General features: G+C 56.1%; 25 protein-coding genes. 13 read left to right on the plus strand and 12 right to left on the minus strand.

What is annotated here, in order from left to right:
* Positions 1–52: 52 nt before the first annotated feature.
* The 4 genes from tssI to CAF79_RS24750 are packed head-to-tail and all read left to right on the plus strand — an operon-like array spanning position 53 to position 7,920.
* Positions 53–2,095, plus strand: a complete 2,043-nt coding sequence (tssI, locus tag CAF79_RS24735; RefSeq protein ID WP_085700738.1) for a type VI secretion system tip protein TssI/VgrG — start codon at positions 53–55, stop codon at positions 2,093–2,095.
* Complete coding sequence (locus CAF79_RS24740; RefSeq protein ID WP_085700739.1) at positions 2,085–2,822, plus strand: DUF4123 domain-containing protein; 738 nt, start codon at positions 2,085–2,087, stop codon at positions 2,820–2,822. The genes tssI and CAF79_RS24740 overlap by 11 nt, the downstream gene beginning before the upstream one ends.
* A complete protein-coding gene (locus tag CAF79_RS24745; protein WP_256579488.1) occupies positions 2,822–7,696 on the plus strand; it encodes an RHS repeat-associated core domain-containing protein in 4,875 nt (1,624 codons plus the stop codon). The genes CAF79_RS24740 and CAF79_RS24745 overlap by 1 nt, the downstream gene beginning before the upstream one ends.
* Positions 7,697–7,698: 2 nt before the next feature.
* Complete coding sequence (locus tag CAF79_RS24750) at positions 7,699–7,920, plus strand: hypothetical protein (RefSeq protein WP_085700740.1); 222 nt, start codon at positions 7,699–7,701, stop codon at positions 7,918–7,920.
* Positions 7,921–8,019: 99 nt separating this feature from the next.
* Here CAF79_RS24750 and CAF79_RS24755 read toward each other — a convergent pair whose 3' ends face one another.
* Together CAF79_RS24755 and CAF79_RS24765 are read right to left on the minus strand one after the other, a co-directional pair.
* Positions 8,020–8,649: a hypothetical protein gene (locus tag CAF79_RS24755; protein WP_085700741.1), complete on the minus strand. Its 630-nt coding sequence runs from the start codon at positions 8,647–8,649 to the stop codon at positions 8,020–8,022.
* Positions 8,650–9,100: 451 nt separating this feature from the next.
* Positions 9,101–10,054: a hypothetical protein gene (locus CAF79_RS24765; RefSeq protein WP_256579489.1), complete on the minus strand. Its 954-nt coding sequence runs from the start codon at positions 10,052–10,054 to the stop codon at positions 9,101–9,103.
* A gap of 797 nt (positions 10,055–10,851) precedes the next feature.
* Here CAF79_RS24765 and CAF79_RS24770 point away from each other — a divergent pair.
* On the plus strand, positions 10,852–11,721 hold the full coding sequence (locus tag CAF79_RS24770) for an HNH endonuclease (protein WP_085700743.1): 870 nt from the start codon (positions 10,852–10,854) through the stop codon (positions 11,719–11,721).
* Positions 11,722–11,883: 162 nt separating this feature from the next.
* On the opposite strand, the gene CAF79_RS24775 is transcribed toward CAF79_RS24770, so the two are convergent.
* From CAF79_RS24775 to CAF79_RS24805, 7 genes are all read right to left on the minus strand, one after another.
* Complete coding sequence (locus CAF79_RS24775; RefSeq protein WP_085700744.1) at positions 11,884–12,486, minus strand: terminase small subunit; 603 nt, start codon at positions 12,484–12,486, stop codon at positions 11,884–11,886.
* A gap of 317 nt (positions 12,487–12,803) precedes the next feature.
* The gene (locus CAF79_RS24780; RefSeq protein ID WP_085700745.1) at positions 12,804–13,136 is read right to left on the minus strand and encodes a phage holin family protein; all 333 of its coding nucleotides are present in this window, start codon (positions 13,134–13,136) and stop codon (positions 12,804–12,806) included.
* A 539-nt stretch (positions 13,137–13,675) separates the two neighbouring features.
* Positions 13,676–14,035 carry a hypothetical protein gene (locus CAF79_RS24785; protein ID WP_085700746.1) on the minus strand — a complete coding sequence of 120 codons (360 nt, stop codon included), beginning with the start codon at positions 14,033–14,035 and terminating at the stop codon, positions 13,676–13,678.
* Positions 14,028–16,247 carry a VapE domain-containing protein gene (locus CAF79_RS24790; protein WP_085700747.1) on the minus strand — a complete coding sequence of 740 codons (2,220 nt, stop codon included), beginning with the start codon at positions 16,245–16,247 and terminating at the stop codon, positions 14,028–14,030. The genes CAF79_RS24785 and CAF79_RS24790 overlap by 8 nt, the downstream gene beginning before the upstream one ends.
* A complete protein-coding gene (locus CAF79_RS24795; RefSeq protein WP_085700748.1) occupies positions 16,237–16,461 on the minus strand; it encodes a TraR/DksA family transcriptional regulator in 225 nt (74 codons plus the stop codon). Before CAF79_RS24795 ends, CAF79_RS24790 begins: the two co-directional genes overlap by 11 nt.
* The gene (locus CAF79_RS24800; RefSeq protein WP_085700749.1) at positions 16,454–16,972 is read right to left on the minus strand and encodes a phage regulatory CII family protein; all 519 of its coding nucleotides are present in this window, start codon (positions 16,970–16,972) and stop codon (positions 16,454–16,456) included. The genes CAF79_RS24795 and CAF79_RS24800 overlap by 8 nt, the downstream gene beginning before the upstream one ends.
* A gap of 318 nt (positions 16,973–17,290) precedes the next feature.
* Positions 17,291–17,548: a hypothetical protein gene (locus tag CAF79_RS24805; RefSeq protein WP_085700750.1), complete on the minus strand. Its 258-nt coding sequence runs from the start codon at positions 17,546–17,548 to the stop codon at positions 17,291–17,293.
* Positions 17,549–17,624: 76 nt separating this feature from the next.
* Between CAF79_RS24805 and CAF79_RS24810 the strand changes: the two genes are divergently transcribed.
* From CAF79_RS24810 to CAF79_RS24840, 7 genes are all read left to right on the plus strand, one after another.
* Positions 17,625–18,347: a LexA family transcriptional regulator gene (locus tag CAF79_RS24810; RefSeq protein ID WP_085700751.1), complete on the plus strand. Its 723-nt coding sequence runs from the start codon at positions 17,625–17,627 to the stop codon at positions 18,345–18,347.
* Positions 18,348–18,619: 272 nt separating this feature from the next.
* Positions 18,620–19,210, plus strand: a complete 591-nt coding sequence (locus CAF79_RS24820; protein ID WP_085700753.1) for a hypothetical protein — start codon at positions 18,620–18,622, stop codon at positions 19,208–19,210.
* A 10-nt stretch (positions 19,211–19,220) separates the two neighbouring features.
* Positions 19,221–19,502 (plus strand): phage antirepressor KilAC domain-containing protein, encoded by a 282-nt coding sequence (locus tag CAF79_RS24825; RefSeq protein ID WP_085700754.1) that lies wholly within the window; start codon positions 19,221–19,223, stop codon positions 19,500–19,502.
* Between the two features lie 25 nt (positions 19,503–19,527).
* Complete coding sequence (locus CAF79_RS29235; RefSeq protein WP_170929787.1) at positions 19,528–19,668, plus strand: hypothetical protein; 141 nt, start codon at positions 19,528–19,530, stop codon at positions 19,666–19,668.
* Complete coding sequence (locus CAF79_RS24830) at positions 19,661–20,017, plus strand: pyocin activator PrtN family protein (RefSeq protein ID WP_085700755.1); 357 nt, start codon at positions 19,661–19,663, stop codon at positions 20,015–20,017. Before CAF79_RS29235 ends, CAF79_RS24830 begins: the two co-directional genes overlap by 8 nt.
* A complete protein-coding gene (locus tag CAF79_RS24835; protein ID WP_085700756.1) occupies positions 20,004–20,240 on the plus strand; it encodes a DUF4224 domain-containing protein in 237 nt (78 codons plus the stop codon). The genes CAF79_RS24830 and CAF79_RS24835 overlap by 14 nt, the downstream gene beginning before the upstream one ends.
* A gap of 2 nt (positions 20,241–20,242) precedes the next feature.
* Positions 20,243–21,310, plus strand: a complete 1,068-nt coding sequence (locus CAF79_RS24840) for a tyrosine-type recombinase/integrase (protein ID WP_085700757.1) — start codon at positions 20,243–20,245, stop codon at positions 21,308–21,310.
* Between the two features lie 262 nt (positions 21,311–21,572).
* Here the strand turns inward: CAF79_RS24840 and CAF79_RS24845 are convergent, their stop codons facing one another.
* From CAF79_RS24845 to CAF79_RS24855, 3 genes are read right to left on the minus strand one after another with little or no spacing between them, the layout of a single operon-like run.
* Entirely contained in the window at positions 21,573–22,259 is a 687-nt protein-coding gene (locus CAF79_RS24845; RefSeq protein WP_085700758.1) for a hypothetical protein, read from the minus strand.
* Entirely contained in the window at positions 22,256–23,434 is a 1,179-nt protein-coding gene (locus tag CAF79_RS24850) for a hypothetical protein (protein ID WP_256579491.1), read from the minus strand. Before CAF79_RS24850 ends, CAF79_RS24845 begins: the two co-directional genes overlap by 4 nt.
* A 1-nt stretch (position 23,435) precedes the next feature.
* Positions 23,436–24,779, minus strand: coding sequence for a hypothetical protein (locus CAF79_RS24855; protein WP_170929788.1), 1,344 nt, complete (start codon positions 24,777–24,779; stop codon positions 23,436–23,438).
* Positions 24,780–25,137: 358 nt separating this feature from the next.
* On the opposite strand from CAF79_RS24855, the gene CAF79_RS29240 reads away from it, so the two are divergent.
* A complete protein-coding gene (locus tag CAF79_RS29240) occupies positions 25,138–26,229 on the plus strand; it encodes a hypothetical protein (RefSeq protein ID WP_170929789.1) in 1,092 nt (363 codons plus the stop codon).
* Positions 26,230–26,477: the final 248 nt, after the last annotated feature.

Here is a 26,477-nt window from a genome sequence, read left to right on the forward strand (position 1 = left end):
CGCTTTTTTGCCGGCGTCGACGAGCGCCGCTGTACAGCACGAGGAACAAGGGATGTTCGCGCCGGCCAATGAAACCCATTTTGCCCTGACCATCGAAGGGCTTTCCGCCGACTTTCAGGTGTTCACCCTCACCGGCCGGGAAGCCATCAGCCAGCCTTTCGTCTTCGAGGTGGAGCTGGTCAGTGAGCAGCCGTCGCTGGACCTCGAAACCCTGCTGCACAAACCGGCCTTTTTGCAGCTGTCGCCTGACGGCAGCGGCATTCACGGCCTGATCTACCGCGCCGCGCAAGGCGACTCCGGCAAGCGCCTGACCCGCTACTCCGTGACCCTGCGCCCGCAACTGGCGTACCTCGCCCATCGCATCAACCAGCGCATCTTCCAGAACCTCAGCGTGCCGAAAATCATCAGCGCGGTGCTGGAAGAACACGGCATCCAGGGCAACGCCTACGCGTTCCAGACCGGCTCGATCTACCCCGAGCGTATCTACTGCGTGCAGTACGACGAATCGGATCTGCATTTCATCCAGCGCCTGTGCGAAGAAGAAGGCATTCACTACCACTTCCAGCACAGCGCGACCGGCCACAAACTGGTGTTCGGCGATGACCAGACCGTGTTCCCGAAACTCGCGCCCGTGGCCTATCAGCAGGACACCGGCATGGTCGCCAGCAACCCGGCGATCAAGCGTTTCGACCTGCGCCTGGAAACCCGCACCAGCCGCACCACGCGCCGCGACTACGATTTCGAAAAACCGCGCATCACCCTTGAAAGCGAAAACCGTGGCGACGCCCTGCCCGACCTCGAAGACTATGACTATCCGGGCCGGTTCATCGACCGCGAGCGCGGCAAGCACCTGGCCAAACGCGCCCTCGAACGCCACCGCAGCGACTTCCAGCTCGCCGAGGGTCGCAGCGATCAGCCATTGCTGGTCAGCGGCCATTTCCTCGCGCTGAAAGAACACCCGAAAGCCAAGTGGAATGACCTGTGGCTGCTCACCGAAGTCCACCACGAAGGCAAGCAGCCGCAGGTGCTGGAAGAGTCGGTGACCAGTGACACCACCGCGCTCAAAGACGATTTCCATCAGGGTTACCGCAACCGCTTCCAGGCCACCCCGTGGGACGTGCCGAACCGCCCGGCCCTGCGCCACCCGAAACCGCGCATCCTCGGCAGCCAGAGCGCCGTGGTCACCGGCCCGCAAGGCCAGGAAATCCACTGCGACGAATACGGCCGCGTCAAAGTCCAGTTCCACTGGGACCGCGACGGCCTGGCCGACGACAAGACCAGCTGCTGGCTGCGCGTCTCCAGCGCCTGGGCCGGCGCCCAGTACGGCGGCATCGCCATCCCGCGCATCGGCATGGAAGTGCTGGTCACCTTCCTTGAAGGCGACCCCGATCAGCCGCTGATCAGCGGCTGCCTGTACCACAAGGAAAACACCGTCCCCTACGCGCTGCCGGCGAACAAGACCCGCACCACCTTCAAGACCTTGAGCTCGATGGGTGGCGGCGGCTTCAACGAACTGCGCATCGAAGACAAGAAAGGCCAGGAACAGATCTTCCTCCACGCCCAGCGCGACTGGGACGAGAACATCGAACACGACCAGAAAATCCGCGTCGGCAACGAACGCCACGACGTCGTGGAAAAGAACAGCTACACGGAATTCAAGGCCGAAGAACACCACACCGTCTACGAAGACCGCAAAGTCGAAGCCCGCGCCAACGACCACCTGACCGTGGGCGTGAACCAGCACATCAAGATCGGCACCGGGCAATTCATCGACGCGGGGCAGGAAATTCACCTGAGCAGCGGGATGAAGGTCGTTCTGGAGGCCGGGGCTGAACTGACGCTGGTCGGTGGGGGGAGCTTCATCAAGATCGATGCCGGTGGCGTGACCATGAGTGGGCCGGCGATCAACGTGAACTCCGGCGGCAGCCCCGGTAGCGGCACCGGCGCTGCTCCGCTGATGCCCGGCGTACTGAAACAGGCTGATGCTGACAAGGCTGGGCAAGTCCTCACTCCAGCCCAGATCAACACCCTTAAACGCAATGCGCCGTTCTGCGAAGAGTGTGAAAAATGCAAGGCAGGTGCCTGTGCCATCTAATCGACTGACACCCAAAGACTGGCTGGCGCAACAGCCGCTGCAGAAAGACGAACGTCTGTATCTGGTCATCAGCGCCGCCAGTGATGCCGAAGCGCTCAAGGCCTTGTATCAGAGCGAACCGTCCGTGCAGGCCATTCCCGTCTGGGGCGGAACGCCCTACTCCACCTGGCAACCGGTGATGCCCTACGTCGCCGAACTCAAGGCCAACTCGGCCTTCCTGCCCTGGATCACCGAAACCGACGCCCTCGACTGGGGCTGGCTGGCGGTCTCCCGCTCGGAACCCAACGAAGTTTTCGAACATCTGCGCAGTTTGACCCAGGTGAAGATGCCAGACGGGACCGAAGTGTTTTTCCGGTTCTGGGATGGACGGCATATCCATCCGATTCTGGAGGGGCTGGGCGACAAGGCTGGGGAAGTGTTGCCGGTGTTTGATCGCTATCTGATCAATGGGCGCACGCTGGAGGTGGGGCAGCGGGTGGTGCCGAAAGCGAAGGATTGGCCGTGGTGGGAGGTGCCAAAAGCGCTGCTGGATCGGCTGGCGAAAGACGACCAGACCACACTGATCAGCAACCTCATGCAATGGCTGGAAGAAGAACGTCCGGATATTTACAGCGCCTGGCCGGAAAGCAACCTGAAACTGAAAATCGCCCGCTTCGTCCGCCGCCCGGATGCACCGAACGATCTTAAAGAAACACTGCTTGATCACCTGATTATGGAGCAAGGCTGATGGACCGCGTTGCCACTATCGAAGCACAACTGGACGCCTTCAAGAACAGCCTGACGCTGTACCGTGAAGAAACCAAGAGCTGGTACGCGCAGCTTGCGGACAAGGCAAGCCGAGCCGCAGACATGCCCTCCCTGCTTGGTATGGAGCGAGTGATCAAGGCCGGCGACTCTAGCAAATCTGTCAGCATGACCGATGACGATTTTTCATACGTCGCCAAGTGTCCACTTGTAGGTCCACTGCTGATTGAGAGCAAGTTTGAATCGGTTTTCGACATCCCTATCGGCGATATCAAGGTCGACATCATTGCAGTGGATGGAGGCGCCAAATCGACGATTACTCTGGATAAACAGGGTAAAGGCAGCTTTCAGGGGCAGCCTGGAAAGTCCTATAAAATTCACGTCCACGATCAGGTGACGCCTACGCAGATCGATACCCTGTTCAAATCCTACGACGGCTTGGCTGCCGATCTGGAAGGGTTTCTGCGCAAGGAATGGGCAGGCTTCAAGCCGCAGTGGTCCAATCAAAGCACGTCAGCCAAAGCGATGGCGATTGGGGTCGGCATTCTCGAAGGTGGATGGGAAGCTATCAAAGGCGTCTGGGATGGTATCTCAAAGGCTCTGGACATCCTTCAAAACCCTGGGAAGTTCGCACAAGACTTGGGGGCCGGCGCAGAGGAACTGATCAAGCTAGCGCAAGAAGCACCAGATGTGATGAAGCAGGCCATGCTGCTCGCAAGCGACGAGGCAGCGCTGTTTCTAATGGTGCATTGCGCTTCGATCTGGGTTTCGGCATTACCCCCGACGCAAGCTGCAGGCCAAGCGGCGAAGATGACATCTGCAGCCGTTTTCGGAATTCTCATCGACATCGTGATTTCAGTCGTACTGACCGTCGCAGCCGAAGGTGCCGGACTGTTTTATCTGGCCGCGCGCTTAGCGAAGTACGGCCAGATCATCGTCAAGGCTGTTACCGGATTTGTGAAGTCGCTGTTCACCATCATCAAAGGCTTCATGGGCTACGTCGGAAAATACGTCGCTGTCGCCGCGCGCGGAGTAGCGACTCGAGTAGAAAAAGGAGTCGCGCAACTGCGCTTCGATGGGAAACGTAATGCGTCCATCGAACACGGAAAACGTCCTGATGACGCCTCAAAACAGTCAAAGAACCCCGATGAAAAAAGCGCGGCACCTGCGCAAGATACCTGCACCAATGGCTGCCCAGTCTCGATGGTCACCGGCGAAGAACTACTGACGCTTACCGATGGCGAACTCGACGGTATGCTGCCGTTGGAGTGGACGCGCCTTTACCGCACCAGCGCGGTGGAGATCGACAGTCGTCTTGGCTATGGATGGAGCCACGCTCTTTCTCATCGACTGGATCTGGATGATGAAGGCGTCTTGTGGACGGACAATGAAAATCGAACCACGCGATTTCCAATGCCGACACAGCAGCGCCCTGCTATCACCAATAGCCTATCGAAAGCAGCCATTTTCCTGGGATCGACACCGGGCGAACTGATCCTGACTCAGGCCGGACAGAATCCGCGCTTTTATCATTTCCGCGCGGGCCGTTTGATCACTATCAGTGACGCCTACAACAACCAGTTACTGTTGAGCTACGACTTCGCCGGCCGTATCCAGCGTATCGACAACAACGCGGGACGCTCACTGCTCCTCCGCCATGAGGACCGTCATATCGTTGCTGTGGATTACCAGCAGCGGCGCGCCGAATACACGGATCAGGGCCAACGGCAGGAGCCGTGGGTCACCGTACAAACGCTGGTGACCTATCGGTACAACGCGCAAGGTCAACTTGTCAGCGCCACCAACGCTGCAGGTGAAACTGAGCACTACCGGTACAACGACCAGCACGTCATCCTGGAACGACAACTAGCCGGCGGAGCAAGCTTCTTTTGGGAGTGGGAAAACGAAGGTAAATCGTCGCGCAGCATCCGTCACTGGGCCAGCTTTTCGCAGATGGATTCACAGTACGCGTGGGACGATGCCGGCAAGGTTACCGTTACAAACGCGGATGGGAGCGAGCAAGTTTATGTGCATGACGAAAATGCTCGACTCATCAGCGAGATCGCTGCGGACGGTGCTGAAACTCAGAAAGCCTATGACGACAAAGGTCGGCTGATTGAAGAAAAGGATCCTCTTGGTGCAATAACCGAATACCGTTACAACGACGCCGGCCTGCTCGCCGTTGTTATTCCTCCTGAAGATTCACCGACATTCTACGAATATCAACATGGCTTTGTGAGCGAGATCCTTCGCGGCAAAGCATGCTGGAAGTACCAGCGAAATAGCCAAGGCGATATCACCTGCCAGACCGATCCAGACGGTAGCGAAACACACTACAGATACGACGCCCAAGGTCGCGTATTGGAGATCGCTCATCCAGATGGTGGGCGACATCAGCTGACCTGGAATGGACTGGGCCAATTGCTCGAAGAAGCATTGCCTGATGGTGGTCGGCGTAAATACCGCTACGACGCACTGGGTCGTCAGATCACCCGCCAGGACGAACACGGCACCATCACCCATTACCAATGGGATGCGGCTGGTCGCTTGACGCAGACCACACAGCCTGGCGGTGGAACCCGGACTTACACCTACAACGCCTACGGCAAGGTTACAGCCGAGCGCGATGAACTGGGCCGGATCACCCGCTACGAATACGCCAATAACCTCCAACTTGTCAGCCGCCGAATCAACCCAGACGGCAGTGAGCTGCGCTATCGCTACGACAATTCCCGCTTGCTGCTGACTGAGATCGAAAACGAACGAGGTGAGCATTATCGACTGGACTACTACTCGAGCGGATTGATACAGCAGGAAACGGGATTCGATGGTCGCCGTACTGCCTACGAATATGACCTGAATGGCAATCTGCTGAAAAAAACAGAGTGCGGCGACGACGGTAGCGAATTGGTCACCGAATACCAGCGTGACTCCGCTGGCAGGTTGCTCGTGAAGACGCTGGCTGATGGAGAAGAAATTCACTACAGCTATGACGCTCTTGGTCGGTTGGTCAACGTCGATGACGGTCACTGGCCACTGGCTTATGAATACGACTCTCAGGATCGATTGATCACCGAGCACCAGGGCTGGGGCACCCTACGCTACGAATACGACAGCGTCGGACAACTCAAGCATTGCCGTCTTCCAGACGGTAGCAAGCTCGACTATCGCCGTTTGCCCGGCGGCAATCTCAGCAGCATTGACCTCAACGGCTCTCGCCTCACATCTCACCAGTTCAAAGCTGGTCGTGAACAGCAACGTCAGCAGGGCCTGCTGTTGAGCCAGTATCAATATGACGATCAAGGTCGACTGCGTGCCCACAACGTCAGCCAGCGTGATAGCGTCCTGCTGCAGCGCCGGTATAGCTATGACGCGGCGGGCAACCTAGCAGGTATCAACGACAACCTTAAAGGTATCCGCACCTTTCACTACGATCCGCTGGATCGCCTGACCAGCGTTCGGGGTGCAACACCGGAGAGCTTCGCGCACGACCCCGCCGGCAATTTGCTGGGCCAGAACAACGAAGGCACTGCCAACCTTGCCAGCGTCAAAGGCAACCGCCTGCTGATGCAGGGTGACCGCCACTATGACTACGATGCCTACGGTAATTTGATTCGCGAGCGCCGAGGTACCGGGCAGAAACTCGTCACTGAATACCGCTATGACTGCCAGCATCGCTTGATAGGCGTCAGCCTACCGGGTGGTAGTGTCGCGACCTACAAGTACGATGCCTTCGGACGACGTATCGAGAAAACAGTCGATGGCCACACCACCGAATTCCTCTGGCAAGGCGAACGCCTGGTCGTAGAAAGTGGTGATAATCGGTACCGCACTTATGTCTATGAGCCGGACAGCTTTCGCCCCTTGGCGATGCTCGACGGCGAAGGTCCACTCAAAGCCACGCCGTTCTACTACCAACTTGATCATCTGGGCACGCCGCAGGAACTCACCGACTACAGCGGCGCGATCATGTGGTCGGCCAAATATCGGGCCTATGGAAACCTGGCTGTGCTGGATGTCGCGGAGATCGATAACCCGCTACGCTTTCAAGGCCAATATTTCGACCCAGAGACGGGACTTCATTACAACCGCCATCGCTACTACAGCCCTAATACAGGACGGTTTCTGACACCCGATCCAGTCAAGCTTGCGGGCGGCCTGAACAACTACCAATACGCCCCCAATCCAACTGGATGGGTCGACCCGCTAGGCCTGATGTTTAGAGCGATTACCAGGGCGGCATCTGGCGTCGCGAAAAAGGCACCGTTGAAACCCGCTGCGAACTGCCCGAAACCTGGAAGTACATCTTCTCCGAGCACCACCCCTACCCTCGCAGACTCCAGCGTAAAAACGGGAGACGTCACTCCACCAGCAGTCATGGAGTCGAAACCAGATTTCTATGTCGGACCATCTGGGCCGGACTCGACTTTACCTGCGACAGGGTATCGATACATGGGCTACAAGAATGCTGACGGAACCGTAAACACTCACGCACAGAACACGATCAACACTCAGGAAGCTCGGCTGTCGTATTTTGGATTTGAAAAATTCGAGACGGGGGACGCGGCAACGGAAGCCTTCCAAGTACGAGCACCGAAGCACGTTACTGCGGCTGACCCGGATCCGGCATGGAGTGATGGGCGTCTACGTTTGAAGTTTGACACGCTTCAGCTCTACAAAGATGGTGTGCCCAACGCTACAGTGCCGTACGAGCTTGGTGGGAAAGGTCCTAATCTGGAACCGTTCACCAAAGCGTATCCTGAGTACGGTACTGGCGGTGCGCAGCAACTCATCCCCAAACCTGGTAATCCCACTGTTATCAAAGTGGATGAAGTCACGATTTTGCCGGAGAAGTAACAGTGCTGACCGATCTAGAAGCGCGCGTAGCGCTCAAAGAACTGATTGAAAAATACCTCAAGGGACGTGACCCGGATTACGACCGCCTGATTGAAATTGTTCAGGACCCTACTCGACAAGTTCCTATCAGAGGTGTGCTTGAGGACATTAGGCGGTACAACAAAGCTCAGTACACACAACAGGAGCTTGAACTGATCGACGACCTTTTGTACATGTATGGATGAAGCACCCTCCGCCCTGAGGACTGCCGTCCAGGAAGGAGGTTCTGTTGGCGAAACTTACAGCATAAAAGACCCAGCTAGAGCTGGGTCTAATTTTGCGAACTATTGCAGCGGCCAGTTGGTCTGGCCGTGCGCAATCACGCCAGGCGTACGACCGTAGCGCTGTGCCAGAGAGGGAGCCAATTCAGGAAAAATCCCTTCTATATACGGGACCATCAAGGCCACGTATGTCTCGAAGGATGGGTGCTTACGCCATTGGCCTGCATCGATAGCGCGGTGATATGAACGATCAAACCACCCGCGCAAAATCAACAGTGCCCCGTCAATCCGATCCTCCAGAGAACCGGGACTGCGCGCCTTAGTGTAGCCATCCGTTTTCATGGCTTCGCGCTCCACATACGTACCCGGGCGGTAGCCAGTGATCTCGTGAACCTCCATGATCCGCTCATGATTCTCGCGGTGCTCCCGCTGATCACCCTTGAGATCAGCAGCGAATCGGAAATCACAATACAGGCAATGCGCGACTGCATTGGGACCACTTGGTGAATCCAGGTACTGATCGATCACTGCCTGAAACCGGCGGTTCAACTCGTGATAGTTTCGAACACCGAGCAGCTCAGCCGCGGCGAGATTGAGTCGCTTACCGTGCGGCAGTTCAGGATGCGCTTGTTTGAGTTTTTTCGCGAGGTGCTTGACGCTTTGTACGTCAGCGAAAGTAAGGGCCTGTTGCATATCAGCCTCCAAAGGCTGGGCCTGTTGTCCACTACGAGAACCCAATACAGGGTTGGTATGAAACGGGTGAAATCACGATAGCGCTATTGCTTTGCCAGAGTGGACGGCGGGCACCTACCGAATGTGCCTGTTGGTAGATTACTGGAATCCTAACGAACACCGCAAGGTAACCCAAAAAGAAATGAGTCTCGTGCTCCGACTGAGGTGTGGAGTCTGCGAGCTATTGATGGCGGTCGTTGATGCCATGGCTAAAAGCGCTGGGTCACTGACGATACGGTTATCGATTCGCGCAGAAGGCTTCTCGACAGGTTGGGCGACAGGAAATTTTCTAAATGGAATTTCATGAGAGCGGCCGATCATCACCAAGAGTTTCAGCTTTAAGTCTGGGCAACCAGACTTAAAGCTGATGAAGTTCTCCAGCAGCTTGATCCCTAAGCTCCAACGCAGCACGTTACTCCTCCGGCTGCTCTTGAACTCCGAGATCCCGATACCTTTGCTTACCCCAAACGTTAGGATCGGGTATTACCTCGATGACCCTCGTCGGCGGAGTGTTTATACGAAACCCTGGCTCCATCTTTTCACGCATTTCGAGGTACTGACCCAGAAAGGCATCGTAAGCCAGGCGAGGCGCGTACTGAACGTTTCCTTTTTGATCTACCGCTTCTCCATGGTAGAAGAAATTCACGCCCTGGCTAAGTGGCACCAGAACGCTGGCGGCAGCTTTGTAGTCGCCCTCATAGAGCGTGAGTCGCAGCTTGGCCTTGTCGCCGTACAGCAGGCCCATCTGCTCGGCGAACCAATCGACGTATCGGTCGCCATTGATCCGCATGGGGCTCCCAGGCAACGTATAAGCAGTGTCTATATCTCGGTTCTTACGAATGCGGCTTGCCATCCCATTCAGCTCTAGTCCCTCAGCGAACTCGACGTCAACCTGCTCACCAGCATCGATTTTGATCGGCTCGCTCATCGAAATCACGGGCCACAACAAATTCTTGGAGAAGAATGAGGCGCCGCCCTTAGACAAATTCCTCGCCTGCACAATCTCCCATTTAGCGGCCGTCAATAGCATTGGCGCCGTCGTAATATTTGTGACACGGACTGTGATGTAGACCTGCTCATTTATCTTTTGCCCATTGCTGGTTTGTCCAAACATCACAGTTGGACTGAGCCATGCTTCTCTTACAACAAGCTTGCGGCCGTTGCTCACAGCCGTGGTTCCGCTAAGACGCTTCAGCACTTCTTCCGTGATGCCGATGCAAGTGCTGCTGACGGATGCGCCCGCACCAGTAACAATCGACGAGCACGGCCCCGTGGTCTGCATGTTCTGGGATTGCGCCAGAGCAAACTGAGACAATGTAAGCATCGAAATCATCATCAACGCACAACGAATTTTTTCGTTCATCATGGCCGTGTATCGACAGTGGATTTAACCACAGCGCCTTCTCCGGTCACGATTGGTGAAGCCGCGCCGTGGGTGGATATAGCGCTATTCGGAGTGGTACCAGCAGCCCGCGACCCGTTAGGTCCTTTGACTTCAGTTACGACATGCGCACTAGGTGCAGTAACGATGGGAGAGGAGGGATTGTAAGTGGACATAGAGGGGCTGGGTTGCTCTGCTGGTTGCAACGTCAAGCCTATCTGTTTGGGAGTTACTTCAACACTAAACCCTCGATTTTGAACGATTGCTGAGACGGCAACCACCGCAATCAAAACTACGAGTGTGAATGTCACTAGCGCCACCTTCCGGACACTGTCCCGTCTTGCTGGCGTCCTACGCGAACGGCTATTCAATTTTGAACTCCTGTAATTAATAGCTTGGCAGTACCCTATTGCCGCTGCAGACAGTTGCTGATACAGCTAAGCGAACGCGAGGAGAGTATCCTAATGCGCATATGTGACGCGACAGGCTCGCTAATCCTTCGTTTTCTTGCATCAAGACCTTCGATAGCCATACCTTGCCGTAGAACTAATCCACACGCCTTCCTCTCCGCTTCCAACACCGAACAAAGCTTCTCCGAATCATGAATGGGCGCCCAGTGCAGGCCCGTACGACAGTCAGAAAGCGATCATGCGTTTGACCCAGACGGTACTGCTTAATGTGCATGGGTCGTATGCATACCGGAAGCAAATGTAGACTCAACGTCCGAGGCTAAAAGGACCAGCACATTTGCTTTTACGATCATCAACAGAGCCGAACACCACATGGAAAACCTGTCATCAACGCGACTAAAGCCTGGCATGATCTACACAAGAAATGATCTCAGCGAGCTTTTCGGAATCAAAGATGCCACTCTCAAAAACGGCATCTTTCGTCCCAAGGGATACGATTCGGTTTGGTTATTTGTGACTGAGCAGAAGACATCTGACCGAACCCCGTACGTTGATACCCTTACGAATGACACGCTGCGCATGGAAGGTCAGCTCCAGGGGCGTACTGACCATCTCATTCTTAAGCATAAGCAACTGGGGTTGGAGTTGTTGGTCTTTCATCGCCGGACGAAAAAAGAGTACTCCGGCGCGGGTTTCCGATACGAAGGCGCTTTCTGTTATGAGGACGCTTCTGGCTCGAAACCTACCTCATTCGTTTTAAAACGCGAACGCACCGATAGTTTCGATGCTGATCTCAATGAGATGGAGCGTAAGTTGGTCACCCAAGGTACGTTCGATCCTGCGGACGTCACGGACTCTCGCGAGCGGACTTTCGCCGCCATCGTTCAGCGACGTGGCCAGACTCGTTTTAGGACCATGTTACTGAAAGCCTACAAAAGTAGATGTGCCATAACGGGGTGCGAAGTTGAACCGGCGCTTGAGGCCGCGCACATCCACCCCTACCAGGGTGATCATACGGATGTGATCTCGAACGGGCTACTACTACGGTCGGACATTCATACACTGTTTGATCTGGGCTTGATTTGGATCGAGCCAACGAATTTGTCGATTCAGATCTCGGAGAGCATTCGGAAATGTAGCGAGTATGCTTCCCTGGATCAACGACTCCTTAGTCTTCCCGAAAGCGTATCAGACCATCCCAGTCAAGCAGCCCTGGAATTCAGAATGTGCTCTAAAAAATGAGGCCGTTGGCACAAAGCAACACAGCACGCTTCATGCCTGGGCGTAAGAAAAGTCCAATAGGAAGACTATCGGCGTTCCGTATATGCGTTTGAATGACTGAGGATTGCTGAATGCACTCAAGCACGATGACAATCGAGTGACCTCAAGTTAGCGCGTCTATCGTTAGGCTTCGCTCAACGCAAATCCGAAGTCGTCACTGGACACTTGAGCTGCTTCGTTAAGCCGCTGGCGTATCGCAGCGGTCAGTTGCCGCTCCAATTCCCATGGATCTGATAGCGCAGCTAGCTGCGGCGCCAATTGCGGCGACAGACTCATCAGCGACTGGTTTAGCGAACGTGCCGTTTCATACGCCGCCTTCTGCACAAAGCTGATTTCCACCAGTTCGCCCTGGGCCTTGCGAAACTCCATCTCAGCCATCCGCGCCAGGTAATGCTCGCGATGCGCTCGGGCTTTTTGGAAGTCCGGAGACTGGCCCTGGGCCTGATCAGCGGGCGGCGGCGCAGCCGTGTTAGTCGGCTCGGATTGGGCTGAGACGTGGCTGTACACATCGCGCTGGAGCCGTTCCTGTTGGTGGCGCGCAGCGACGGCAGCCTTGCTTGGGTCGGCGGTGTCGCGGATCAGCGCCTCGGTGGCTTGCACATCGACCTGCTTGCCGTTGGGCGACAGCACCAGTCGCCCGTTCTCTTTCAGCCAGGTGATGTAGCTCGGTGACCGGCCAATGTGCGCCGCGAAGGCGCTCTTGGACAGGTACGTGGCTGTGTTCATAAGCCCTCCTTTTCAGCGGCTTTTCAATGAATCCTTTCAAGATTTCAGTGGGTTGAAATTTCAGTAAGCTGGCGGGCCTGCCGCTAACGCGATCCCGCGGGTTTCCGACCCCGTGTCCTTTGAATATCCCCAGGGTCCCCGGCGGGTTTCTGCCCGGTCCGGTCGGTCGACTGCCATGCCCTGCCCCATTCCCTTTGGAAAGACGGACATCCCTGCGAAGGTTTCAGCTAGAGAGATTCCGCGAGTTCGCTAACCCGTGTAGGGGGCGCCCTCAGGGAGGACCCGGAAAAATCGACGCCCTACCTGGCCTGTCCGGCTCATGCCTTTGGCTCAGCCTCGCTCACGTCCAGCCGTTTGGCGACCCAGCGTTCGTACAAGCCGATGGCGACATCGGCGCCTGCCATCGCGGTCAGGCAACCCAGGGCGCCCGCCGTCCAGATTGACAGGCCCGCGCCGAACAGCAACATCATCGCTGACACGCCGCAGACGATGCAGGCGCCAGAGCGAAGTGCGAGGCGCCGCAGTAACGCCCAGCCTCGCGCCCCATCCTTGTCAGCGCGCCACATCTCGCCGGACACGCCACCCACCAATGACAGGGCAATCACCAACCAGATCGGCATCTCTGCCAGTGCCTGTTGTTCGTTCGTCACTGCCCTGCCCCTTAAACAAAAAGACCCGGCGCATTGGCCGGGTCAGGTGGTGGGTGGCCTGCCGCGCTTTGCGGTCGCACCCATCGAAGATGGCCCCTTTTTACAGGTCGATTCTGGTGGCAGCAAGACCGGTTTAATGCCATCCGGTGAATGTGTGGGTGACGCCCGGTGAACGGCTGGTGAATGTCAGTGAATATCTCAACCCGGCTGGCTTTTGCTTCTGTTGTTTTAGCGGCGTCCCATGCGTCCCACCTCTCTAAAACAAGGTGGGACGTCTGAAAGCCCCGCAGATTGGGGCTTTGCCCCACCGTCCTACTTCTTTCTCTCTTTTCTCGTGTATAGAAAGAAATTTAAAAAGCACGCGTGCGCGTAAACGCGCGTACCTGTGCCCGCTACGCACACACGGGCGGGAGGCATGAAAAAGGTGGGACGGTGGGACAGCCCAACAACGACGTGGCCTGCGCCCGTCCCACCACCGCAAAAAGCGGTGGGACGGAAGCAGGCCGGTGGGACGGCGTGAGTCAGAGTTGTGTCCACGATCAAGCCGCTTCCCCCAGGAGGAAGTGCTCGACCACGATGTGGGCGTCATGCAGACGCTGGTAGTAGAGGTTGCGCGTGCAGCCACTACACTCCAGACGTGCTGCCAGAGGCGCATCGGGCTGGAAGTAATGCACCTTGACCACGGTCATCAGCTCGGGATCGAGGCGTTTCTTGACGATGCGCTCGATGTCCAGTGAGGCTTCCAACGGTACCCGGCTCCCGCGCCTGCCGCGTACGAGTTGCCCCCCGCTTTCCATCATCATCGCCACCATGTTGCCGCCCGAGTAACCGGCGGCTACCTCGTCGCTGTGCAGCTCCTGCGCCCATTGCTTGAGGGCCATGTCGATTGCCTTAATCATCGAAGCACGGCTCCTCAAACGCAGGTTGTTCTAGCGCAGGCGCCCTGCCCCAATGTTCGGGTTTCTTGTACGCCCACGGCCGCTGGCCGCTCTTGCTCAAGGCACCCAAGCGGAACCGTCGCCAGCCCAGCCGATGGAGGATCGCACCCACACGCATTTGCTCGGGTTTGCCCCAGTGACCGGGATCGAGCTTGAGCGCCTGATTCATCACCTCACTGCCGGTGGTGGTCTCGCCGATCTGCGACTCTTCGAGCCAGGTCAGAATCGGTGTCTCCCATTCGTCCACCACAAAACGTTCGTCCTGTTCCTCGCTGAACATCGGCGCTTCCTCTCGCGTGACCCACCAGAGGTCGCCGGCCTCAAAGCAGAACATCGCTTCGGCCCACAGCTGATCGCGGATCTCCCGCAGCAGTGCCACGTCGACCTTGGTACAAGCCACCGGCCAATACCGGCGGTTGCCGGTGGCATCCTTGAGGTACTCGTCCTGGTTGGTGGTCCCGACGAAGACACACTGGCGTGGCACGTCCAGGGTTCTGCGGCCGTAGCTCTCGCGGTAGGTGTCGGTGGAGGCGGAGAAAAACTGTTTGGCCTTGGTACTCTCGGCCTTGTTGAAGCTGTCCAACTCGCCGAGCTCGACGATCCACTTGCCGCGAATCGCCTGAAAGCCGTCCTTGTCGCCAAGGGAAAACGGCGTGTCCATGAACCAATCACCGCCGAGCACGCTCATGGCGGTCGACTTACCGGCGCCCTGTACACCTTCGAGGATCATCACCGAGTCCGTCTTGCAGCCAGGTCTCATCACCCGTGCGACGGCCGAGAGCAGCCAGCGTTTACCGACCTTGGAGGTGTAGTCGGTTTCCTTCACTCCCATCACATCGGTCAGCCAGCGGTCCAGACGCGGCACGCGGTCCCATTCCAGTTTATTCAGGTACTCGCGCACCGGGTGAAAGGCGTGGTCGTGGGCCACGACGCTGACCGCTTCGATCACGTGCGAGGACTTCACGCGCAGGTTGTACTGCTGTGCGAGCCACTTCATCACCCGCACGTCATCGATGTCGGCCCACTCGCCGGTACCACCGCCATACGGCGCTGCACGCAGCTTGACGATCTTCGAGCTGAAGGCGCAGTAGCTGATCACCCCAGCCCAGCGTTCGTCGTGAGCGAGGATCAATTCGACGTTCTGCATGTGCGCGATCAGGGCGCCGCTTTCACTGCGGGCGAGCTGATCTTTCCAGCCACCCGCCGCCGGTGGACGCACAACCGCGAGCACTTGTCGGCGAACCGCGTCCAAACCTTCGGCGACGTGCAGGTCGTTGAAGTCGGTCCACTTGTCGTGACGCTCGACCGAGAAGGTCGGCGCAACCACCTGGGCACCGACGATCAACGCGGCGTTGCCGGCCTTTTCTTCGCCGGGGTTCCACGCATCGCCATTGGGCTTTTTGGTCTTCCAGTCATCGTCACGGCAGATGATCAGCGGGCAACCTGCAAAACGCTCACGCATGGCCTTGCACACGGCCAACAGATTACCGGCGTCGAAGGCCACCGCCACGGCCAGCGAGGTCGCCATGTGCAGGCTGGCGCCGGTAGCGTAACCCTCACACACCAACACCGGTTCACCCGGCTCCGGGTGCGGACCGAGCAAGTGAAAGGTGCCCTCCTTCGCCATGCCGTAAGGCCAATAGGATTTGTCGCGGCCGGTGTCTTCCTGCTTGTTTGGAAAGATCACCTGCAGGCCCATGACCTGATCACGAGCGTTCTTCATCGGAACCAGCACGGCGCCGGTGCGCGGTGCGTAACGCACGTTGATGCCAACGATCTGCTTGCGGTCCAGATAATCGCTGCGCCCAGTGGTCGGCATGCGCTCGAACAAACCCTGCGCTCTTTTCGCGGCCCGCCGCGCAGCGTTATTCGCGATTTCGGTGGCGCGGCGCTTGGCTTCTTCCTGGCGGGCACGCATCACTTCGCGTTCTTCCGGCGACATGCGACCGGCCTTGACCTTGATCTTCTGTGTCTCGCCCGAACGCCAGTCACCGAAGGCGCCGAAGATCAGCGTGTCGCCCTTCTCCGTACGCTGCTCGTGAACCACGTACCAGCCGTTCTTTTCCTTGCCCTTGTCCTGGGATGTCTTGCAGCGGGTCAGCTTGCCGAACACCAGCGGTTGCGCTGGCTCAAGACCGTAATCGGCGAATTGGCCCAATACTTCATCGAGCATGCTGAATACCCCGTTCAGACAGGGATTGGCAGCTGATGCACTGCGAGCAACCCGGTTGAGCCAGACGGCGTGCTTCCGGGATCGGGTCGTTACAGGCCTCACAGAACAACAAGGAATGGGCAGCGCTTTCAGCTTTGGCAGCGCGGCGCGCGGCCATGGCCTGATCGATACGTTCCTGCACCAGGTCGTTGGCGAAATCGGCGATGTCAGCCACGGTCCGCACCTCGCGTCGTCTGGTTGACGTAGGTGGCGCGGTTGAACAACCCCAGCAGCCCTTGAATACCCCGGAACACTTGCAGGCGAATCGCGGCCAGTTCCTGATCGGTCACCACGCCGTCGCCGATGCTCTTGGCCCAGGTCTCGGCCAGATTCGCGACCTGGCGGAAGTACTCGGCGATACCGGTGGTCAGGGTTTCGGGCATGTCGTTGGTGTAGGTGTCGGCCAGCTCCTGCCAGACCGTGTCGCCGACCAGTGCATGCACCGCATCGAGAATGCGGCGGTCCTTGGTCAGTTCGAGGATCTCGCCGAATTCCTGAATGTTGATGGAGTGGCTCGGGTGGGTCGGCGACAGTTTGTGTTGCAGCGTGGTCGGGTTACGGCCGGTGGTGGCTGCGATGGCAGCAGCCCCGCCCGGATAATCGCGGGCAGCGTGGTACAGCGCTAAATCGAGCGGCAGGATTTCCCGCTGCGCCCGTTCCAGAGGACTGAGAGCGATTCGGCTCATGGCATTAATCCTAAAAGTTGCCAGTGCCGCGCGACAGAAGTTGGTGATACATTTGCCGCGTGGTCTGGAGAGGCCCAAACGCCGGTAACCCTTGCAGGGGACAACCGGCACCGTGCCGGGGCGAACAATCCGTTGTTCACCCCTGGCGCAACAGCTGCCAGCTCTGTGGTAAGAACGGCAGCAACACCAAGGCTTCCGAGCCTTGGAAACGCGATGAAGGTCGGCGGCATGTGGTGTGCTCGCCTTCTGACATCGCGACCCGTAAGCATGTGGTGATGCTGTCGGGAGAAACTGGGCGGCCTTTGGGTCGCCTTTTTTCTATGCAGTCTTCTGCGGTGCAGATTTTCCAAGCAGCCAATCGGCGTCGAATGGGTTGCCTTTTTCTCCAGCAGCTGCAGCAAGCAATTTCGCGTACTCAGTCTCACCTGTGTAATCGGTGCGTGGTAACGAAGCTGCTAGCCTCCACTTGTTGAGTGCTTGGTAACTGCGTCCACACACACGTGCTGCCGCTCCAATACCGCCTACGGCCTCGAAGGCGAAAGCAATGGCATTAGGGAAACTCTGTGGGTCAAGCATGAATGCCTCCTTTCAACTGACGGTTGATAATAATGTTCAACTGACAGATTAGCAATCATTATGTGACCATCAACCTATGATTGATAAAGAATCCGAAAGACTTATGTTTGCCGAACGGCTTAATACTGCGCTGGACGCCAATGGCGTTCGCCAGCGTGGCCGAGGGGCAGACATCATCAAACAGCTCAGCTCCAAAGGAGTGATTAAGACCGCCCAAGCCGTTAGTAAATGGCTTAACGGAGCGGCCATTCCTGAAATCGACAGTTTGACGGCGCTATCCGCTTGGCTGGGCGTGCGCAGAGAATGGCTTGAGCACGGGGTCATGCCTGTTTTCCCTCACGAAGCAGGTAATTCGCAAACAGCGCAGGACGAGAACGTCATTGCCTTGACATCAAGCATGAACAAAGTACCGCTGATTTCATGGGTTCAAGCGGGAGCTTGGTGCGAGATTGCCCCCACTGTTGAACTACTACATGCCGAACAGTGGGTGCCCTGTCCCGTAAATATCAGCAGATCGGGGTATGCGCTTCGCGTTGTTGGAGACTCAATGACGAACACCGGTCCAGGTCGCAGTTACCCTGAGGGCTGCATCATTTTTGTCGACCCTGATCTCGTTGTGAACAACGGTGATCGAGTGATCGCTTCGTTGCCGAGCAGCAACGAAGCCACCTTCAAGGTGCTCGTGAAGGACGCTGGAAAGCACTACTTGAAACCGATCAACCCGCAATACCCCATCATAGAAATGACGGACGATATGCAAATTTGCGGAAAAATCGTTGGGTCATTTACCCCCGAGTGATTACTCACTCCGTATTTTTCACCTGATGGTTGTTGACTTAATTTAACCACTGGTTGATATTTGCCTCACTCTTTACCACAGAGCGAGGCAATACCTATGCGCACCACCGCATCTCTGCATGTTCATCCGGCATGTGTCAGTAACCGCAAATTGATCGAACAGCTGCAGCTCGCCACGGGCTGCCTGGTCGTCATTCATAACAACAAACCCAAGCTAGTCTCCAAGTCCCGCCAGCCCTCTCCTGTCGATCCGAACGGCGGAGGGCACGCGGCATGATCAAATACAAGATCGATAACCGCACCCTGCAGTTGCTCAACGCACAGGTCAATCTGACCGAGACTTTCAACCACGTCCTGCGCACAGCGCCGAAGCGTGAATGCCTGGCATTCCGTCTCAAGGCCGAACGCGGCCCCGTGGAAAGCACTTTTGTCATCGAACTGGGCAGTGAACGCCACACGCTGACCCTACCGAACGACAAGAAGATGCACCTCAAGCTGGCTGACTTCATCGAAGATATTGCGAACGGTCCGATTGATCCGAGCAGCGCCAGTGACCTGTTGCATCGCACGCATACTGAACGCCAGTACGGCCGCTTTGAAGTCCAGGACAAGCAGCGAGTATTCGAGCTGATTCGCACCGGCGGCGTGCTGAGCCTCGACATGGGCTTCGATTTGCCGCTGCACGTCGTTGTTCATCGCCCGCACACCCTCTCCTGCATCACCGCCATCCTCAGCATTGGTAAAAAGAGCCCGCGTACCCGGTGTTTTACCGCGTGCGGTACCGACGCTGAGATCTACGGCAAGGTCAGCGAATCCATCAGCCAAATTGCTGCAGCGGCCACTCCTGCCGCACACGCGGCTTAAGGAGGGCGCCATGGAACGTACCCTCGCCCAAACAGCCGCTCATCTCGGTCTGACCCGTCCCAAGCTCATCGCCCGCATGCGCGAAAAGGGTCTGCTCAAGGGAAACCTGCCGGCAGACCTCGAGCGCGACAAAGAGTACTTACGGATCAAGGACAGCCCCTGGTACGACGAGAAATACGGCATGCAGTACAGCCAGTCGACCCGGGTCAAGCAAGCCGGCATCCGCTGGCTGGCTGAACAGCTGGACATCGATCTCCCCGCCATCCCGGCAGACCGCCGTGACGTGGCCTAGGGAATACGCCCGCCAGATCGTTGCCATGCGCACACGCGAGGAGCGCAACGCCGCGCTCCTCGAAGTGCCAGAACATCTGCGCGAGCTGACGAAACGCCACTGCCTGAATGCCTGGAACCACCCGGCACGAAAACAACTCAAGGAGGCTCGACAAGGCCATGAGTAACGCCACGCAGAATCCGCTTCGCCTTCATACGGCGCCGGAATCGACCACCGTCGAAATGCTCTATCGCACTTTCGGAAATGTGCTGATCCCTCTGGAAAAAGTGCGGGAGGCCTATTTTCGTAACCTGAATTCACAGTTGTTCGTGACTGAGATCTACAACGGCAGGATCCAGCTTCCGATCACCACGATCGACGCCAGTCGCAAGGCACTCAAATACGTCCACATCCGGCACATGGCCTCGTTGATCGACATCTGCGCATACAAGGCTGATGAAGACATGCAACGACAGCAGGACGAGTCCATACAAGCCGACGTGAATTCAGAAAGGAATAGCCATGGAAATTCATAGCGAAACACTTGCCGAGGACGAGCTGGTCGCAATCACCGGATATCAACGACCTTCGTTGCAACTGGACTGGCTCAATCGAAATGGCTGGAAGTACGTACTTACTGGCGCAAGAAGACCCGTTGTAGGCCGCGTATATGCCCGAATGAAGCTGTCAGGTGTAAAGCCTTCATCTGACAACATTGCGTCTGAAGCCTGGTCGCTAGATCTTTCTCGTGTGGGGTGAAAATGCGACCAAGAAAGGCAGTAAATCGCGATCTTCCCCCTCGAATGATCAGGCGAGTCAGGTCAATGAAAAATGGCTCCGAGTGGGTCGGGTACTACTACGACGGAAGGGACGCTCAGGGAAAGAGGAAGGAAATTCCTTTGGGTAGCGACTTAGATGTCGCCAAGGCGGAATGGGCAAAACTCGACTGCAAACCTATTCCACAAAAGAACACCTTGCTGGGTAAAGTTTTCGACCGATACGAGGCCGAGATCATTCCAGGGAAAAAGCCTAGAACCCAAAAGGACAACTTGCTTTCACTGACACAACTCAGAAAAGCATTCAGTGAAGCTCCGATCAATGCAGTGACACCACAGGTGATAGCGCAGTATCGCGACAAACGAACTGGAAAGGTTCGGGCAAACCGTGAAATTTCACTGCTCTCGCATATCTATAACATCGCCAGGGAATGGGGTATCACCGACAAGGAAAACCCAGCCTCAGGGGTGCGTAAGAACAAAGAGACGCCACGTGACTTTTACGCTGATGCCACGATTTGGAATGCCGTCTACGGCGTTGCCGTGCCAGAACTCAAAGACGCCATGGACCTGGCCTATCTTACTGGCCAACGCCCTGCTGATGTTCTGTCCATGCGCGCTACCGATGTCACCGACAACTTTCTGCAGGTTGCCCAGGGTAAGACCTCGAAAAAACTCCGCATCCGGCTTGATGCCGGCGAGATCATCAACGGCTTGGGTGAGCTGATAGAAAAGCTGCTCGCACAGCGGAAGGCGCGCGCAGTCCGAAACCCGTACTTGATCGTCACGGAAGACGGTCGTCGAGTGACTGCGCCAATGCTTCGTCTACGATTCGACGATGCGCGCAATGTTGCAATCGCGAAAGCTCTAGAGAACGAAGATGCGCAACTCGCTTCAAGCATCCGACAGTTCCAGTTCAGGGATATCCGTCCGAAGGCAGCCAGTGAGATTGACGATCTTGGGCATGCCAGCAGACTGCTTGGTCATACAGATAAGCGCATAACAGAAACGGTTTACCGACGCGTCGGTGAGATCGTGAAACCTACCCGATGAACCCGACAATCGATTGAGTTCGTACACGAGTCTTCTTAACCGCTGCTCTTCCTCGAAGTAAGGCTCTCGGCTGGAGGCAGGCATTCGAGACGGGCAGCTTTCGGCCAAAAGGGGAGACTAGAGAATATAGAGCCGCCCCCTTTCTGGTTACTAGCAGTCAAGCGTGGATGGGCGGAGCCGGGTTTTGTGCACGCCCCCAGGCGCCGAGCCAGCCGAGACAGGCCTGACACATCCCGCTCGACTTCTCGTAGCCTCTACCTATCTACCGGATCAAGAGACCTGTCAGCAGGTGCAGGTGCTCCTCATCATCCCACGACACTGCAATCGTACCTGAGCGCAAGAGCTCAATCTGAACAGGTCTTGAGTCGTACGTGTAGACGATTTTGATCTTGTCGATCGGAGCCGCGCGGCCACCCGTGATCTCCAACAACTTCGTCATTGCGTTCCCCGTCGATGCAATATCGACCCGGTAGCTGCTTTCGATGTCGAACGTCACCGCTCCAGAAACGATCCGCTTGGCCATGACTCTCGTGAAGCGCTTGTCAGCCTTGAGCTGCTGATAGATCGAAGAGATGTCCGGCTTCACGATCTCCAGCGCGAAGTTCGTCCCGGTTGCCGTTCGTATAATCTCCACGAACGGTTTTAAATCCTTCGGTGGCGAACCCATGCAGATCGAATACCGATCCGGCCCAAGCATTTCGAACACCATGTCGAAGCTGATGAACGTCGAGTAACTCGATTCGACGGTTTCGCCCAGAGGGTTCGTGAACGACTGGGTGAAATCCCGCTGCTCGTGGTACCGAAAGGTGGCCTTGCCATCCAGGATCTCGATAGCCTCGACACCAACGCGATTCTGGTCGTTGAACGGCTGTTGTCGAAGCCCATGCACAAGGGTCTGAAAGTCAATGCGAGCGGTCAGAACCCAAAGTTTCAGCCGCTTTGACTTCATGTCGTCAGACTCCTATCGATGTCATTCAGGGTCTTCTGCGCCGCCTCCTCCAAGCGGATCTTGAGCTTCTGCTCGAACACTGGCTCGGCACGTACCAGGTTTTTGGCGTATTTCCCGTTGTTGTAGTTGTAGACACCTTTGACGATGTAGGAAAAATCGCAGTACTTGGCCTGGTTACCAAACTGAGCCTCAAACAGGACTAGCTCAGACCCAACGAGCTTCTCACGAGCTTTCCATCGAATCTTCCACAGATAGAACCCGTGGCCTTCAAGCTCAAGCAACTGCTTCGACTCCAAGACACCCTTACCCTTCAGGGACGCCTTGTCGATGCGGATGATCTTGTGACTCCTGGCTTCTGGCTGCGGCTTGGCCAGTTCAGCTTCAGGGTCACCTTCCCCCCCCTCCTCAGCCTCATCTTCTGACTCAACCTCAATCGAATCCTCGATCACCAGCGCATCGTCACTGAGATCCAGGTCATCATCTTCTTGGTCTTTCGGGTTGAACGTGGAGACGTCGACGACATCGACCACCTCCATGTCCTTGAAATTGCGGATCAAGCTGCGAAGGAAATTCGTCCTGATGCTCGCATCAGGGATCGCCTCCAAGGAGATAGTTCGGGTCGCCACGTCCTGATCAGTGACGATCTCGATCTGGGAATATAACTGATCGGTGATGTCCTTGAACTTGTCGTTCATGGGGCCAGTGATCTTCCAGCCGCTGCCCTGCTTCTCAAGGATCACCTCTGCCGTCTTCTCAACCACCTGGCGGAACTCTGCCTGACTCAGATCGAGCTTTTGGTATTTGACGGTGAGCTTGAGCTGATCACCATGAACGGCAACCTCAGCCTGCTCGTGCTGGTCATCCACTAGCCATTCCTTGACGGAGGTGAGAGCGTCGGTCAGTTGGTCTTTAGTGACTGCTGTCGTGACAACCACATTGGTGGTTTTCTCACGACTGTCACGTCCACCCACCAGAAGGGACAGGTTCCGATAGTCATAGTAGTCATGGAACAGGGCACTGAATCGATTGGCTAGGAATTTTTTGTCCGATTCATTGGAGATCACGATCCCTCTGGAGAGGAAAACCTTCCTGAGCTCAGCGCTCGTCAGGCTTCGCTGCGTGAGCGCATCGTAGATCGCTTTGTCGGATGCAAAGTACAAACTACCCATTCTCATGTCAGTCTCGCTCCCATCCGATTACTTCCGGCTTATAGTTCGGAATCGCGTGATTGACGATTTCCAGTTCGATCGCCTGCAGTTTCCGCTTGCGGTTTTCGTCTTCACCCCACTCTGTCACATAGCTGTTAATGGCAGCATTGAAGTTGCTGATGATGCTGCTGTGATGGTGGCGATTGGCAACCCTGATTCGGATCTTCAAGTCCTTGTTGGCGTTAAGGATCTGGAACCTGGATAGCGCGTCAAAGAGGTATCTGAACTCGATCTCAGTGCTGCCATCGCGGCGATAAAAGATCAGATAGCCTTCGCTATACGTCTCAGTCACATCCTGGGCCTTCTCGCAGTACGACTTCACCTCTTTGTGGTGAATGATCATATACGGCGAGGCGATAAGCTCTGCGGTGGCCGCACGCTCCCAGTATTCGCCACTGGCCTTGTGCAAGACGAGGTCGGGGTAGTAGAAGGTGTAATTGTCCCTCGGGAATTTCCCTTCCGCTCTGAGGGTATTTACATCGAGCTGCAGCGTCTTCAGGTAATTGATCAATGAAGGTTCGACGATATGAACCTGCTGAGAATCTTTGATGTGCAGATTCTCACCTTTGTAATCCTTGAAGTGATCGTAGAAATTCTTGTCGTAATCGTCATCGTGGTTATAGACGAACAGCATCCCACGAATTTCATACTTCTCACGCTTAGCCAAATGGTAGCGAGTCTGCCATTCCTGCGAAGCACGAGCACAGTCGATGGTCTTGCCCAGGGACTTCAAGGCCTTCTTGATTGAGTCCAGAGTAATAGAGCCAACCGCATAGCTCTTCAAGTCGGTATGAAGGTAGATGGCTTTGTTCAGGTAAGGATCTGCGTACTTGAACACCACGTCAGCCGGGTGCGTGTGCTCGGACTTCTTCATTGGCGCGTGAGTTTCCTTCTTCACACAGGCAAAGTTGAGGTTGGGTGGCCCCTCTTTCTTCCACCTGAAAAAGCTGAAGATGTCGTTGGAAACGAGCTCCGCGAGTCTCGCAATGTTATCGGTTTCGCCGCCTGACATGGTCGTTCCTGTCACAAAATGAATGTGCAGGAACGGTACCGGCCAGGGAGTGTTAGCCCCTGCCGTGGAGGTGCGTCCTGCTGTGAATATGGCCTCATGCCAGCACAAAGTACCGTAAAAAATCGTGCCCGGCCACCAGCTGATGGGAGAATACCCACGCGTCACGTGTCGCGGCGAAGAGGAGTCCCGGAAGGGGCATGCAACCCAAGTACGCTCTACGGCCACAGCGATCCCGGCGACATCTTCAACATCCTCAGCAAGCAGCCACAGGCGTAGCGGCGCATATTGCACAGCAGCCAAATCAGCAGCTCCTGCGATCGCGTTGTTAGCGAGCGTTAAAATGTCAAGTTGGTGCTGCGCTGGCGGCTTGGAAACGCCACCGTGATCAACCAGGGAGGGACTACCTACAAACCGCCACCCGCCCCACCGCGGCGTCACACTCTATGCCTCTCAGCAAGATCAGCTGTCCGCTCTTGGCCGATTACTGCCTGTCGCGAAGGGCAACAAACGGCCAAAGGCGGACATCGGAAAGCGCCCCCTGTCGGCCAAAAGTAGACGCTTACCCGCTGATACCAAAAATGAGTATTACGGCGGGACGACGCTATCCGCGACGGCTCGAATCATGCTTCCATGATCTCTTTCCCAGGGAAGAAAAGTCATGTCAGAAGACGTAAAAATTGAAACTAGTGAACCGCTCGCACCCTGCTCCATTTTACCGACGTGCCAGCTCTCAATTAGGGGAATGCCGGAGGAAGCTCCGTGGAGGGAAGCTTTTCAGGATGTGATTTTGCAACTGATTGTTAACTGCGGTCGGGTTATGGATTTATCTCAACTGGATGGGGTAACAGTTGGCTTCGATTATGACGACGCTCTTGCCTCGGTAGATCTCGGGTACGAGTCGGCGATCGCTAAGGGTTATACAAATGCGGACGGACTGATCGGTGTTGGGAAAATGCTACGAGTACGTCGAAATCACACTGTAAAGGTACATGTGGTTTTAAACGCTAATGTACTTATGGACCTCGTTAATCATGACATCAAAACTGACGAGTTCTGGGCTGCAGCCAACATTCTCGCCCATGAACTTGCCCACGTTGAGGTTACAACTTGGTTTGAGTCCCACTCCCCCGGCGTAATGTTGGCAGAACACCAGGGTGATTGGGCTGTTGCAACCATGCGCGATGCCGCCCATACGATTTGGGAAGAATACGCTGCCTGCAGGTTAAGTGCGCGATTTAGCCAAGGCGAGACAGCAACATTGAGCTACGCCCAAGGCTTCGAAACATCATTATCGGGGGCGGTGGCAAGGGCTCGTGAAAGCATCAAAATGTTCCGCACTCATGGAAACTGCTCGCAGCTCTTGATAGAAACGTGTCGTGCCATCGCCATGCCCCTAAAAATGTCAGCGTATCTGATTGGGCATTTAGATGGTCTGGAGGAAGAACTGAATCTTGTGAAGCGCTGCCCTTCAACTAGCAAGAACGAAATGGAAGAACACTTCATCTCTCTACAGCAGGAATTGCGAACGGCGTGGGAAAATCGAACATCATGGAAGGGATTATCCGGGGTAGACGGGATTGTAGAGGTGATTCTTGATGCATTACTGACAGCTGGAGTGGAAGTGACTTTGAGCCAGGAATACCCAGGTTCATCCGTACACGCGCCCTTCACTGCCGAAACGATGCCGAATGGAGAGGCGGACATGGCAATCCTTCGAATGCGCCGTATGCTTGGATTAGACCCTGTCTAACGGCCTAGGGGGTGAACGCCGGGTGAATATGCGATGAATGAATGCTTTCGCTCTAGGCAGTCACTTCACCTTGGCGAGGTCAGTTGTATCGACTGCTATCGGCCAAAAGCGGCAAGTCATCATAGCCCCAATAAATGGGGACAGATCCATTTTCGAAAACAAATCCGTCCCCTTATGCCATATGTGCGCTAGCGGAATACTGAAAGTTGAATAGCCCCAGCCTTCGTAGGCGCACTCATCCTCTATGG

The sequence above is a fragment of the Pseudomonas sp. B26(2017) genome (assembly GCF_002113045.1).
Taxonomy (GTDB): Bacteria; Pseudomonadota; Gammaproteobacteria; order Pseudomonadales; family Pseudomonadaceae; genus Aquipseudomonas.

Excerpts from the sequence above, each read along its gene's own strand:
- tssI (WP_085700738.1), top strand. The coding sequence starts at position 53 with ATGTTCGCGCCGGCCAATGAAACCCATTTTGCCCTGACCATCGAAGGG.
- CAF79_RS24745 (WP_256579488.1), top strand. The coding sequence starts at position 2,822 with ATGGACCGCGTTGCCACTATCGAAGCACAACTGGACGCCTTCAAGAAC.
- CAF79_RS24755 (WP_085700741.1), bottom strand. The coding sequence starts at position 8,649 with ATGCAACAGGCCCTTACTTTCGCTGACGTACAAAGCGTCAAGCACCTC.
- CAF79_RS24765 (WP_256579489.1), bottom strand. The coding sequence starts at position 10,054 with ATGATGAACGAAAAAATTCGTTGTGCGTTGATGATGATTTCGATGCTT.
- CAF79_RS24770 (WP_085700743.1), top strand. The coding sequence starts at position 10,852 with ATGGAAAACCTGTCATCAACGCGACTAAAGCCTGGCATGATCTACACA.
- CAF79_RS24775 (WP_085700744.1), bottom strand. The coding sequence starts at position 12,486 with ATGAACACAGCCACGTACCTGTCCAAGAGCGCCTTCGCGGCGCACATT.
- CAF79_RS24785 (WP_085700746.1), bottom strand. The coding sequence starts at position 14,035 with ATGATTAAGGCAATCGACATGGCCCTCAAGCAATGGGCGCAGGAGCTG.
- CAF79_RS24790 (WP_085700747.1), bottom strand. The coding sequence starts at position 16,247 with ATGCTCGATGAAGTATTGGGCCAATTCGCCGATTACGGTCTTGAGCCA.
- CAF79_RS24800 (WP_085700749.1), bottom strand. The coding sequence starts at position 16,972 with ATGAGCCGAATCGCTCTCAGTCCTCTGGAACGGGCGCAGCGGGAAATC.
- CAF79_RS24805 (WP_085700750.1), bottom strand. The coding sequence starts at position 17,548 with ATGCTTGACCCACAGAGTTTCCCTAATGCCATTGCTTTCGCCTTCGAG.
- CAF79_RS24810 (WP_085700751.1), top strand. The coding sequence starts at position 17,625 with ATGATTGATAAAGAATCCGAAAGACTTATGTTTGCCGAACGGCTTAAT.
- CAF79_RS24820 (WP_085700753.1), top strand. The coding sequence starts at position 18,620 with ATGATCAAATACAAGATCGATAACCGCACCCTGCAGTTGCTCAACGCA.
- CAF79_RS24825 (WP_085700754.1), top strand. The coding sequence starts at position 19,221 with ATGGAACGTACCCTCGCCCAAACAGCCGCTCATCTCGGTCTGACCCGT.
- CAF79_RS29235 (WP_170929787.1), top strand. The coding sequence starts at position 19,528 with ATGCGCACACGCGAGGAGCGCAACGCCGCGCTCCTCGAAGTGCCAGAA.
- CAF79_RS24830 (WP_085700755.1), top strand. The coding sequence starts at position 19,661 with ATGAGTAACGCCACGCAGAATCCGCTTCGCCTTCATACGGCGCCGGAA.
- CAF79_RS24835 (WP_085700756.1), top strand. The coding sequence starts at position 20,004 with ATGGAAATTCATAGCGAAACACTTGCCGAGGACGAGCTGGTCGCAATC.
- CAF79_RS24840 (WP_085700757.1), top strand. The coding sequence starts at position 20,243 with ATGCGACCAAGAAAGGCAGTAAATCGCGATCTTCCCCCTCGAATGATC.
- CAF79_RS24845 (WP_085700758.1), bottom strand. The coding sequence starts at position 22,259 with ATGAAGTCAAAGCGGCTGAAACTTTGGGTTCTGACCGCTCGCATTGAC.
- CAF79_RS24850 (WP_256579491.1), bottom strand. The coding sequence starts at position 23,434 with ATGAGAATGGGTAGTTTGTACTTTGCATCCGACAAAGCGATCTACGAT.
- CAF79_RS29240 (WP_170929789.1), top strand. The coding sequence starts at position 25,138 with ATGTCAGAAGACGTAAAAATTGAAACTAGTGAACCGCTCGCACCCTGC.